At 64.1% G+C, this 9,798-nt stretch carries 10 protein-coding genes; 5 read left to right on the top strand and 5 right to left on the bottom strand.

The window, feature by feature from the left end; genetic code table 11:
• Positions 1 to 304: 304 nt before the first annotated feature.
• Together RMP10_RS19985 and RMP10_RS19980 are read left to right on the top strand one after the other, a co-directional pair.
• A complete protein-coding gene (locus RMP10_RS19985) occupies positions 305 to 1,459 on the top strand; it encodes a DUF2911 domain-containing protein (protein WP_310571846.1) in 1,155 nt (384 codons plus the stop codon).
• Between the two features lie 5 nt (positions 1,460 to 1,464).
• Positions 1,465 to 1,953: a glutathione peroxidase gene (locus RMP10_RS19980; RefSeq protein ID WP_310571851.1), complete on the top strand. Its 489-nt coding sequence runs from the start codon at positions 1,465 to 1,467 to the stop codon at positions 1,951 to 1,953.
• Here RMP10_RS19980 and RMP10_RS19975 read toward each other — a convergent pair.
• The 3 genes from RMP10_RS19975 to RMP10_RS19965 form a co-directional block, all read right to left on the bottom strand.
• Positions 1,916 to 2,716, bottom strand: a complete 801-nt coding sequence (locus RMP10_RS19975) for a hypothetical protein (protein WP_310571845.1) — start codon at positions 2,714 to 2,716, stop codon at positions 1,916 to 1,918. The two genes, RMP10_RS19980 and RMP10_RS19975, sit on opposite strands and share 38 nt — an antisense overlap.
• Positions 2,701 to 3,129 carry a type II toxin-antitoxin system VapC family toxin gene (locus tag RMP10_RS19970; RefSeq protein WP_310571844.1) on the bottom strand — a complete coding sequence of 143 codons (429 nt, stop codon included), beginning with the start codon at positions 3,127 to 3,129 and terminating at the stop codon, positions 2,701 to 2,703. Before RMP10_RS19970 ends, RMP10_RS19975 begins: the two co-directional genes overlap by 16 nt.
• A gap of 89 nt (positions 3,130 to 3,218) precedes the next feature.
• Complete coding sequence (locus RMP10_RS19965) at positions 3,219 to 3,518, bottom strand: type II toxin-antitoxin system prevent-host-death family antitoxin (protein ID WP_310571843.1); 300 nt, start codon at positions 3,516 to 3,518, stop codon at positions 3,219 to 3,221.
• Positions 3,519 to 3,618: 100 nt separating this feature from the next.
• On the opposite strand from RMP10_RS19965, the gene RMP10_RS19960 reads away from it, so the two are divergent.
• Positions 3,619 to 3,903 (top strand): Ada metal-binding domain-containing protein, encoded by a 285-nt coding sequence (locus RMP10_RS19960; protein WP_310571842.1) that lies wholly within the window; start codon positions 3,619 to 3,621, stop codon positions 3,901 to 3,903.
• A gap of 53 nt (positions 3,904 to 3,956) precedes the next feature.
• Entirely contained in the window at positions 3,957 to 6,194 is a 2,238-nt protein-coding gene (locus RMP10_RS19955) for a DUF5916 domain-containing protein (RefSeq protein ID WP_310571841.1), read from the top strand.
• Between the two features lie 108 nt (positions 6,195 to 6,302).
• On the opposite strand, the gene RMP10_RS19950 is transcribed toward RMP10_RS19955, so the two are convergent.
• Together RMP10_RS19950 and RMP10_RS19945 are read right to left on the bottom strand one after the other, a co-directional pair.
• Positions 6,303 to 6,722, bottom strand: coding sequence for a hypothetical protein (locus RMP10_RS19950; protein WP_310571840.1), 420 nt, complete (start codon positions 6,720 to 6,722; stop codon positions 6,303 to 6,305).
• On the bottom strand, positions 6,719 to 7,834 hold the full coding sequence (locus tag RMP10_RS19945; RefSeq protein ID WP_310571839.1) for a TIGR03790 family protein: 1,116 nt from the start codon (positions 7,832 to 7,834) through the stop codon (positions 6,719 to 6,721). Before RMP10_RS19945 ends, RMP10_RS19950 begins: the two co-directional genes overlap by 4 nt.
• Positions 7,835 to 7,910: 76 nt before the next feature.
• Between RMP10_RS19945 and RMP10_RS19940 the strand changes: the two genes are divergently transcribed.
• Complete coding sequence (locus tag RMP10_RS19940; protein WP_310571838.1) at positions 7,911 to 9,674, top strand: DUF885 family protein; 1,764 nt, start codon at positions 7,911 to 7,913, stop codon at positions 9,672 to 9,674.
• Positions 9,675 to 9,798: the final 124 nt, after the last annotated feature.

The raw sequence follows: 9,798 nt of genomic DNA, 5'->3' as shown, positions 1-9,798 counted from the left end.
GCCCCGGGCCGCGTTCATACCAAAACGGCTTAATTGGCTTATCTGGGCGTCTTAAATGGGGTTCCGGGGTTTCATGGGTTCTGTGTCGTTCACCGACTTACAACGACTCTGACCCCTTGAAAGCGTCGTTGGCTTATCTGTGACATCTGCGCCATCCACATTCAAATCCGTGTTCTGGCTGTTGCCGTTCGCTGTTGCCGTTCGCCGTTCCCGTTCGCCGTTCCCGTTCGCCGTTGCGGTTGTCGATGTCGCTGTTCGGCGCATATTCCCCGTGAGCCCCTTCCTACCGACCCAAGCCCAACCCATGCGACTTCTCGCTGTCTCCCTTGCCGCCGGCACCGCGCTCAGTAGCGCGACGTCGCTGTCCGCCCAGCCCGCCTCGCTCGTGTACCGGCTGGGCAAGGACACCGTGGCCATCGAGCAGTTCACGCGCACGGCCACCGGCATGACCGGGGAGATGGTGCAGCGCTCGGGCGCCGCCGTCGTGCGCTATCAGTACAGCATAGTGCTGGCCAAGAACGGGCGGCCCACGACTGCTGCGATCAAGCGCTTGAACGCCGACGGCTCGTTGCCGCCGAACGCGCCCAGTAACACCCGCTTTACCGTGACCGCCGACTCTATCGTGCGCGAAGCGGTGTTCGCCGACAGCACGCCGCGGCGCGCCTTCGCGGCCAAGCAGGCGATGATCAACTTCCCCACGTTCATCTACGGACCGACCGAGCTGTTGGCCGGCATCGCCAAGAGCGGTGGCGCCGCGGATTCCATTCCGGCGCTCGGCCTCGCAGGCACCCTTGGCTTCACCGGCATCTCAGCCGCCGGTGGTGACAGCGTGCGCCTGCGCGGCGGCGCCTACGCGATGATCCTGCGCTTCGACGCGACCAACAAACTGCAGCGGGTGGATGGCTCGTACACCACCAACAAATCCATCGCCACGCGCGGCGCCGGCGGACTCGACATCGCGGCGATCGCCAAGGGCATGAAGCCCACCGGTACGCTGTCGCTGCGCGAAACCGCGCGCGGTGCGTTCGGACAGGGCGGCATCGTGCTGATCGACTACGGACGCCCGTCGGTGCGTGACCGCAGCGTTTGGGGCGGCGCGCTGGTGCCGTTCGACACCATATGGCGCACTGGTGCGAACGATGCCACGCACCTGTTCACCTCACGCACGCTCACCATGGGTGATCTCGTCGTGCCGCCCGGCGCCTACACGTTGTTCGTACAGCACACGCGCGCCGGCACGTTTCTCATCGTGAACAAGCAAGTGGGACAGTGGGGCACGATATACTCAACCACCAATGATCTCGGACGCGTACCGATGCAGATGACAGCGACACCAAGTCACGTAGAGGAATTCACGATCGTCGTGCGCTCGATGGGACCGACGCGCGGTGCGATCGACATGTCGTGGGGACCGAGCATGGTGAGCGTACCCTTCACCGCCACGACGGTGCGCCCGTGAGCACGATGTCGGATTTCACCGTCACGTCGGTGGTGGGCGAGTCGCTACCCCTCTCGTCGCTCGTTGGCGGCGTCACGCTGGTGGTGAACGTGGCGAGTCAGTGCGGACTCACCCCGCAGTATGCTGGCCTCGAAGAGTTGTGGCGCAGCTACCGCGAGCAGGGGCTCACCGTGCTCGGCTGCCCGTGCAATCAGTTCGGTGGACAGGAGCCCGGCAGTGAAGCATCGATCGTGCAATTCTGCAGCACGAACTTCGACGTGAGCTTTCCGCTCACGGCGAAGCTCAACGTGAATGGCGACGACGCCGACGCGCTCTGGCAGTGGATGAAGAGTGAGAAACCCGGCATGCTGGGGAGCACGTCGATCAAGTGGAATTTCACGAAGTTCCTGATCGGTCGCGACGGACGGGTGCTCGAGCGCTTCGATCCCACCACGCTGCCGAGCGACATGATTCCCGCTATCGAGCGCGCGCTGAAAGAAGACGCGGGAGCATAAGCAAGACCGCACATAGTGTGTTGATCGCGATGGCCAGCAGCATGGCGATCGCAAGTGACTCGCTGATGCGCGTGAGGTGGTGCAGCGCGTCGCGCCATTGCGGCACGACGTCGCTGTCCCACACGGCGGGTACCGCTCGCTGCAGCACCCACCAGAGCAGCGCCGTCGCCAGCACCGCGGCGGCGCTCCAGATGGCTAGCGTGACGACACCGCGCCACGTGCCGCGCACGTCAGACGCGCTCAAGTGCATCGAGCCGCCTACGGAGATGCTCACATAGGCGAACAGCGTCCATCGCCACAGCGGCGCGTCGTCGAACTGCCACGTCGATACGCTCCACGTCGATACGTTCCACGCGGCTTCCGGCGTGAGCCCGAGCAGTTGTTGCGCCGCAACCAGAATCACGACGGCTCCGACTACCAGCGGCGCGATGCCGATCACGACGGTGCCCACGCGTTGATACCCGCTGGTGGGGTCATACGAATGCTCGACCGAGCCAAGTGCGCCGTCGGTGGCCTGCGCGTCGAACCACTTCACGTGATACACGCGATGACGGAACAGTACACAGGCGATGACGTGACTGCCTTCGTGCACGATGGTGCCGAGGAGGCCGAACAGGTAGAGATGAAGGCGACGGCCAAAGAGACGATTGGATTGCCGCGCCAGGAACTGCGCCGACCAATGCATTGCGACGAGCAGGATGACCGGGGTAAGGAGCGGTACTGCGGGCTCGAGTCTCGACCAGTCGGTCAGCGGGCGTCGCACACCGGTACTCCCGGTGTCCTCACGGCGTAGGCAACGATGCCTTTGTCGCATGTCAATAATGACGCGCCAATCAGCTGCGCCTGGGCGATGAGCATGCGGTCGGCAGGATCGCCATGGAACGTCCCAGCCAAGCGTGCGCTCTCGATGAGGACGTCGCGAGTGAGCGGCAACAGCTGAATGCCGGGCGCGAGTACGGCACGCCGAAGCCAGATCGAGGGATCTGAGGCGAGCTCGAGGCGCCCCTTTGACACGAGCATGACGACCTCCCAGAACGAGATATCGCTCACGTACAGTCTTCCATCGGCCGCCGCCCGCTCGATGATCCGGATCGCCGGTGTGGTGAGGGCACCGACCGTACCGTCCAGCGTCCACAGCCATGCATGAGTATCGAGCAGGAGCGGCGTCTCACGCATCGGAGAATCGGCAGCACGCCAGCATGCCGGCAGTCCGACATAAGACGGTGCCGGTTCTTTGATCCGCGAGGCCGCCTTCTTCGCCGCACTCATCGTCCGCGGGTCAGCAGAGGATCGGTCTGGGTCGTCGCCCAGCCGTCTTCATCGGATGCGATGAGATCACCGTGCCGCACAATCGTACCACGCATGAAGCCGACGGGAGACGCTGGGGCAATCGTCGCGGGGCCCACCCGGACCACCGGTCGGCCATGCTTCGTCACAATCACATCGCTGCCAGTGGCTGCGATCTCGTCCATCAATTCGAGGCACGTCGCCTTGAAGACGCTGGCGGAAATCGTGGCTGACGCGGTCGAGGAAGTCGGCGGCGCGGATGCGCGGGGTTTCGTCATCAGAACCTCCAGAGTGGTCATATTATTCTAACCATGGACAGATACTTGGCGAAGCTACCATCCCTCCGCACCACCCCCCGAACCCGCTAGCTTTCCCTCAATGGAAACGGAAAAGCTCTATACGCTGATCGGACCCGACGGCTCCCGCATCACCAGCACCACGAAAGGCACGATCGGCGGCTACCGCAAAGAACGTCGCTACGGCCGCCTCGACTGCAAGGCGGCCCGCCGCGCCCTCGCCAACGGGGCGCTCTACGCCCAGCAGCGGGTCTTCTTCGCCGATGAGGCCACCGCGATCGCGGCCGGATACCATCCGTGCTCGGTGTGCATGCCGGTGGAGTACAAGAAGTGGAGAGCGGCCGGGGGCCACTCGGCGCGCCCGTAAGACGCGGTCGCCCAAGACCCAGCACCAGCGCTAACCGCTGCGTACTGTCGAGTATGCCCCACCACTCGACGCCGCGGCGTTTTTCGTCTCTGCCACTCGCCGCCGCGCTGCTGCTCGCCGCGACCACCGCGCGCGGTCAGGGACCGATCCTCAACCGCGCGCCCGCGCCGGTCAATCCGGAAACGGTGGCCCGACCGTCGTTCCGCGCCACGCGCACCACGACCCCTGTCGTCGTCGACGGCACGCTCGATGACGCCGGCTGGATCGCCGCGCCCGTGCTCACCGACTTCGTGCAGCAGCTGCCGAGCACCGGGTATCCCGCGCTGTTCCGCACCGAGGTGCGGGTGCTCTACGACGCCACCAATCTCTACATCGGTGCCGTCAACTACGACCCGGAGCCGGAAAAGGCGATCACGGTCGGACTCGAACGCGATTTCGTGTCGTCGAACAGCGACATCTTTGGCGTCGTGTTCGACACCTTCAACGACAAGCGCAACTCATTTCTGTTTCTAGTGAATCCGAAGGGCGCCGTGCGCGACGAGCAGACGTTCAACGACTCGCGCAACATCGTCGAAGCGTGGGACGGCATCACGCGCGTGCGTACGCTGCGCCAGGATTCGAGCTGGACGCTGGAGATGATTATTCCGCTCAAGACGCTGCGCTTCGATGCCTCGCGCGATCCGCAGACGTGGGGCATCAACTTCATCCGTCGTGTACGTCGCGTGAACGAGACGTCGTATTGGGCGCCGCTGGAACGACAGTATCGTGTGCATCGCATGTCGAAGGCGGGCACGATGGAGGGCATCACCGGGCTCAAGCAGGGACGCAACCTGCAGATCAAGCCGTACGCGCTGGCCGGTAATTCGGTCGGCGCGCAGGTGCCGAGCGGCGCACTGGGCAGCAAGGCCGACGTCGGCGGTGATCTCAAGTATGGTGTCACGCCGTCGCTGACGCTCGACCTCACGCTCAACACCGACTTCTCGCAGGTCGAAGTCGATCAGCAGGTCGTGAACCTCACGCGCTTCGGCATTCTGTTCCCCGAGCGACGCGAGTTCTTTATCGAAAACTCCGGCTCGTTTACCTTGGGCGACGTGGCCGAGCGCAATTATCGGATGGGCGCATCGCTGAGTGATTTCACGCTGTTCAACTCGCGGCAGATCGGACTCACCAAAGACGGACTGCCCATTCCCATTGCCGGCGGCGGTCGTCTCACCGGTCGTGTAGGCGGATGGGAAGTCGGACTGCTCGACATGCAGACGCAACGCGCCGCCGCGAGCCCCACCGAGAACTTTGCCGTCGCCCGCGTACGCCGGAATCTCTTCGGCAACTCCGACATCGGCCTGCTCGCCGCCAATCGTCAGGCCACCGACAGCAGCGGGACGTACAATCGCTCGTACGGCGTTGATGCGAACATCCGGCTGCTCGGCAATCTCATCATCAATTCGTACGTCGCCGTGAGCGATGCCGATACCGCCAGCTCCGACGGCACCGCGGGACGCGTGTCGATAGCCTATCGCGGCACGCTCTGGAATTCGTCGTCAATGTACAAGCGGGTGTCGGAGAACTTCGACCCCGGCATCGGCTTCGTGAACCGCCGCGGGTTTCAGCAGATGTACGCCACGACGGGCATCCACGCGCGACCGAAGCTCAAGGGCATTCAGGAACTCAATCCGTACGTTGAGGCGGACCTGTACACCGACCTCGACGGCGACGCGCAATCGCATCAGCTCACGGCGGCACTGGGTGTCTTTTTCCAGCCCGATGGTGAACTCAAGCTCGAAGTGAACGACTGGTTCGATCGACTCGATCGCACCTTCACGCCCTTTCCGGGACGGTCGATTCCGATCGGCCGCTACAACTTCCGCAACGCGAAGGCCACCTACACCTCCACACAGCGCTTTCCGGTGTACGGCAACGCGAGCGTTCAGGTGGGCGACTTCTACAACGGCACCAACACCACGCTGAGTGGTGGACTCACCTGGCGCCCGCGCTACGACATCAGCTTCGAAGGCACGTATCAGCACAACGACGTGGCCTTGCCCAGCGGTGCCTTTGCCGCCGATCTGGCTGGTGTGCGCCTCAAGTACGCGTACTCCACCACGCTCTTCGGCAGCACGTTCGTGCAGTACAACACCCAGTCGCGCAGCTTCGTGACCAACGCGCGACTGGCGTGGCGCTATGCGCCGCTCAGCGATCTATTCCTCGTGTATACCGAGCGGCAGAACACGTTCACGCATGTACGCAACGAACGGTCCGTGGCGATCAAAGTCACGCGCATGGCGGCGTTTTAGCGATACGAACGGGAACAGCAAAAGCAACGGCAACAGCGGGAACACGGAGCGAACGGATCGCACGGGTTACACAGATAAGCAAAGACATTGATCAACAGCGCTTTTCAATCAAGCTTTTTGCTTATCGGTGTAATCGGTGCAATCCGTCTGCTCCGTGTTCCCGCTGTTAGCGATCTCGCCCCCGCTGTTAGCGATCTCGCCCCAGCACACCGCGAGCAGGGTTAACTCGTTGCGGTAGCGACGCGTGAGATAGGCCGCGTCGAAGACGCTGCGCATGTGACCGCCGCCGCGGCGCGACGACGCGAAGATCTCGCCCAGGAAGTACTCGATGTTGTCGGCCGGCTCGATGTAGCCCGAACACACCAGATCATCGTCACCGGCGTTCCAGAAGCGGTGCGCATCGCCGGCCCTGGCACACGCCGGAGAAACGTGAGCCGCTCGCCGGCCCCGTTGTCGATGGTGTGAGGATAGTTCGAGCGTGACATATACTGGCGTGCGAAGAGGCAGGCGATGGAGCGTGCGGTTCACGGCGCGAAGGACGGCTCCTGAAACATCGCATACGGCGCGCAGAGCGGATCGCCAATCACGAGATCCTTCCAGAGCACCATGTACGATGCCGCATAGAACGACTCCGCCAAGGTAGCGCCTCGTACATAACGGTCGAACAGAATGTCAGGATTCGCCAGCGCCAACGTGAAGGGCTCACTCACGTACCCTTTCACACCGGTCACGCCCTGCGCGATCAGATCGGCAATCCGGCTCTGTCCACCCTTGACCTGGCCGAACGTGCGCGCGCTGGTGGACACGAAGGTCTCGGCCAGGGCACCGGGCAGGAAGCGCACGGCATGATACGCCGTGCTGTCGAAGCGCGAATCGTTGCTGCCCCAGCTCACGTAGCCCATGACTGCAACCGGGGGCGCGACGAATGATGCCGTGGTGTCGATCTGCACACCCACCCCGCGCTGCCCCAGGCGAAACGCCGCGCGATACAACAGCAGGTTCATGGTGGCGTAGCCATCGGTGCCACGACGCGGCGGCATCGCATCGAAGTAGAACGGACCCGGCGCCGGGCGGGCAGCGATGGAGCGATCCACCAGCGCCAGACAATCCGCCACGCGACCGCAGTCCAGTCGCGTCACGAGATAGATGCCGTACCGGTCGCTCGCGAACGGTCCGTCGGCGTTGTAGTACGGGTTGCGGTAGCGGGCCAGCCATACGCTGTCGAGTCCGACCATGGGTGGAATCGCCAGATGCATTCCCGCCAGCATGGCGTCCACGCTGTAGCCGTTCTTGCGGGCCACCCGAATCGGGACACCGGTCGTGAGCACGATGAAATCGATCCGCACCGGCAGCGCCTCGATGGCCGCCCGGACCGGTGCCGCCAGCGCGGTCTGAAAAGCGATGTCGCCGATCTCATCCTCGAGCGGTAGCGCCAGCCGCACGATGTGCGACGGGTCGATGCCTCGACGCTTGGCATAGTAGCGGCCCACCGAATCACTGGCGGCACTGCGGGTATTGATGACCACCAGCACGCGCTCGGCGCCCGTGGCCGGGGCACGCTTCGCCACCCGCGGGGCGGGGGCGGCACACGCCGCCAGAAGCAGGCTGCCGACGAGGCGCACAAGAGTCCTGAATTGCATCTCATGGACGATGCGGCACCGCGCGGCGTTCCAGTAGGGTCACGTGCGAGAAATCCATCCCCGCGTAGATTCGCACATGCTCTCTTTCCGCCTCCGCCCCGCCATCGTTGCCGTTGCCACAGCCGTTGCCACAGCCGTCGCACTGACGGCCGTGCTGGTCGTACCGCCGCCCCTGCTCCACGCGCAGGCGGCTTCGCGGCCGGCGTCGCCGCTAGCGTCGTCGAGCCGCAGCTATCCGCAGCTGCTGTCGCTGTTCACCGAGTGGCGCACGTTCGAGGAGCCGCCACGCCGCGACGGCAATCCCGACTACGCGCCGGCCACGAACGCCCGCCGGCTCGGGGCCCTGCGTGCCCTGCAGGCCAAGTTGCGAGCCGTCGACACCACCGGCTGGCGCGTGCCAGAACAGGTGGACTGGCATCTGGTACGCGCCGAAATGAACGGCATGCAGTATCACCTTACCGTGCTGCAGCCATTCGCGCGCGACCCGGCATACTATGCCTCGGTACGCACCGAAGAGAGCGATACGCCGGCGGAAGAGGGCCCGACGATTCACGGCGCCGTCCGCCTGTGGCAGTATCCCGTCTGGCCGCGCACCGTGCTCGATCAGTCGCGTGCGCTCAACGCCGATGAATCGCGCCGTCTCACGGCGCAGCTGCGCACGATCGCCCCGCTGCTGCGCCAGGCGCGCCTGAATCTCGCCAAGGGCAATGCGAAAGACCTGTGGGTCGGCGCCGTCAAAACGTTTGAAGAACAGCACGAAGCGCTCGGCACGCTTGCCACACGGGTGAACACCAGTAACCCTGATGACGCCGTGCTCAAGGCCGCCATTGCCAGCGCGTCGAGCGCAACGGAATCATTCACCGGATGGTTGCGCACCGAAGCGCCGAAGAAGACCGGTCCCTCCGGCATCGGCACGCAACAGTACACATGGTTCCTGAAGAACGTGCTGCTGGTGCCGCTCACATGGGAGGACGAAGTCACAATCACCCGTCGCGAACTCGCCCGCGCCCACGCGTCGCTTCGCCTCGAGGAAACGCGCAACGCCGCACTGCCACCGATGCCGGTCGCCACATCGGCCGCCGAGTTCGCGACCCTGCAGGCCGACGCGCTCCCGCGTTACATGCAGTTCTTCCGCGACAAAGGCATCGTGACGGTTGAGCCGTGGATGGAGCGCGCGCTGCGCGAACGCTTTCAGTCGTACTCACCCGAGGCCACGCGCAATTTCTTCTCGCAGGCCACGCATCGCGATCCGCGGACGCTCTGGACGCACTTGTGGCATTGGTGGGACAACGGCCGTTTCCGCGAGCATCCGCACGCGAGCCCGATCCGCCGCACGCCATTGCTGTACAACGTGTGGATGAGCCGAGCCGAGGGTATGGCCACGTCGATGGAAGAGTGGATGATGCAGGCTGGCCTTTATGACCAGTCGCCGCGCTCACGCGAAATCGTATGGACGATGCTGGCGGCGCGCGCCGCGCGTGGACTTGGCAATCTCTACGCGCACGCCAATACGCTCACGATGGCCGAAGCGGCCGACATGCACGTGCGCTGGACGCCGCGCGGCTGGATGCGTCGCGATCCGCTGCTGGGCTTCGAGCAGCACCTGTATCTGCGGCAGCCGGGCTACGGCGCCAGCTACGTCACGGGTGGTCGACTCATGGAAGAAACGATGGCCGAGCGCGCACGACAGCTTGGTGATGCGTTCACCATGAAGCGTTTCTTCGATGAAGTGAACACGGTGGGCATGATCCCGGTGTCCCTCGTGTACTGGGAGCTCACGGGCGACGACCGCATGGTACGTGAGCTGCGAAGCGGGAGCGGGCCGCTGCCGTTTCGGTAGGCAATCATGAAAGTCGGTTCAGAGTGGACGGATTCTGTTTTGTCCTACTGGATGAAACCGTGTACGATGTCGATACTATAGTTGAAGGCGCGGAGGAGGCCGTCACTCGCCGAGCTTCCTGGGA

The sequence above is a fragment of the Gemmatimonas sp. genome (assembly GCF_031426495.1).
In the GTDB taxonomy this organism is placed as follows: domain Bacteria; phylum Gemmatimonadota; class Gemmatimonadetes; order Gemmatimonadales; family Gemmatimonadaceae; genus Gemmatimonas.
The sequence above is the reverse complement of the archived record's forward strand: the minus strand, read 5'-3'. Positions and strand labels throughout refer to the sequence as shown.

Coding starts and splice junctions, on each gene's coding strand:
- RMP10_RS19980 (WP_310571851.1), top strand. CDS start 1,465: ATGTCGGATTTCACCGTCACGTCGGTGGTGGGCGAGTCGCTACCCCTC.
- RMP10_RS19945 (WP_310571839.1), bottom strand. CDS start 7,834: ATGCAATTCAGGACTCTTGTGCGCCTCGTCGGCAGCCTGCTTCTGGCG.
- RMP10_RS19985 (WP_310571846.1), top strand. CDS start 305: ATGCGACTTCTCGCTGTCTCCCTTGCCGCCGGCACCGCGCTCAGTAGC.
- RMP10_RS19960 (WP_310571842.1), top strand. CDS start 3,619: ATGGAAACGGAAAAGCTCTATACGCTGATCGGACCCGACGGCTCCCGC.
- RMP10_RS19965 (WP_310571843.1), bottom strand. CDS start 3,518: ATGACGAAACCCCGCGCATCCGCGCCGCCGACTTCCTCGACCGCGTCA.
- RMP10_RS19940 (WP_310571838.1), top strand. CDS start 7,911: ATGCTCTCTTTCCGCCTCCGCCCCGCCATCGTTGCCGTTGCCACAGCC.
- RMP10_RS19955 (WP_310571841.1), top strand. CDS start 3,957: ATGCCCCACCACTCGACGCCGCGGCGTTTTTCGTCTCTGCCACTCGCC.
- RMP10_RS19970 (WP_310571844.1), bottom strand. CDS start 3,129: ATGCGTGAGACGCCGCTCCTGCTCGATACTCATGCATGGCTGTGGACG.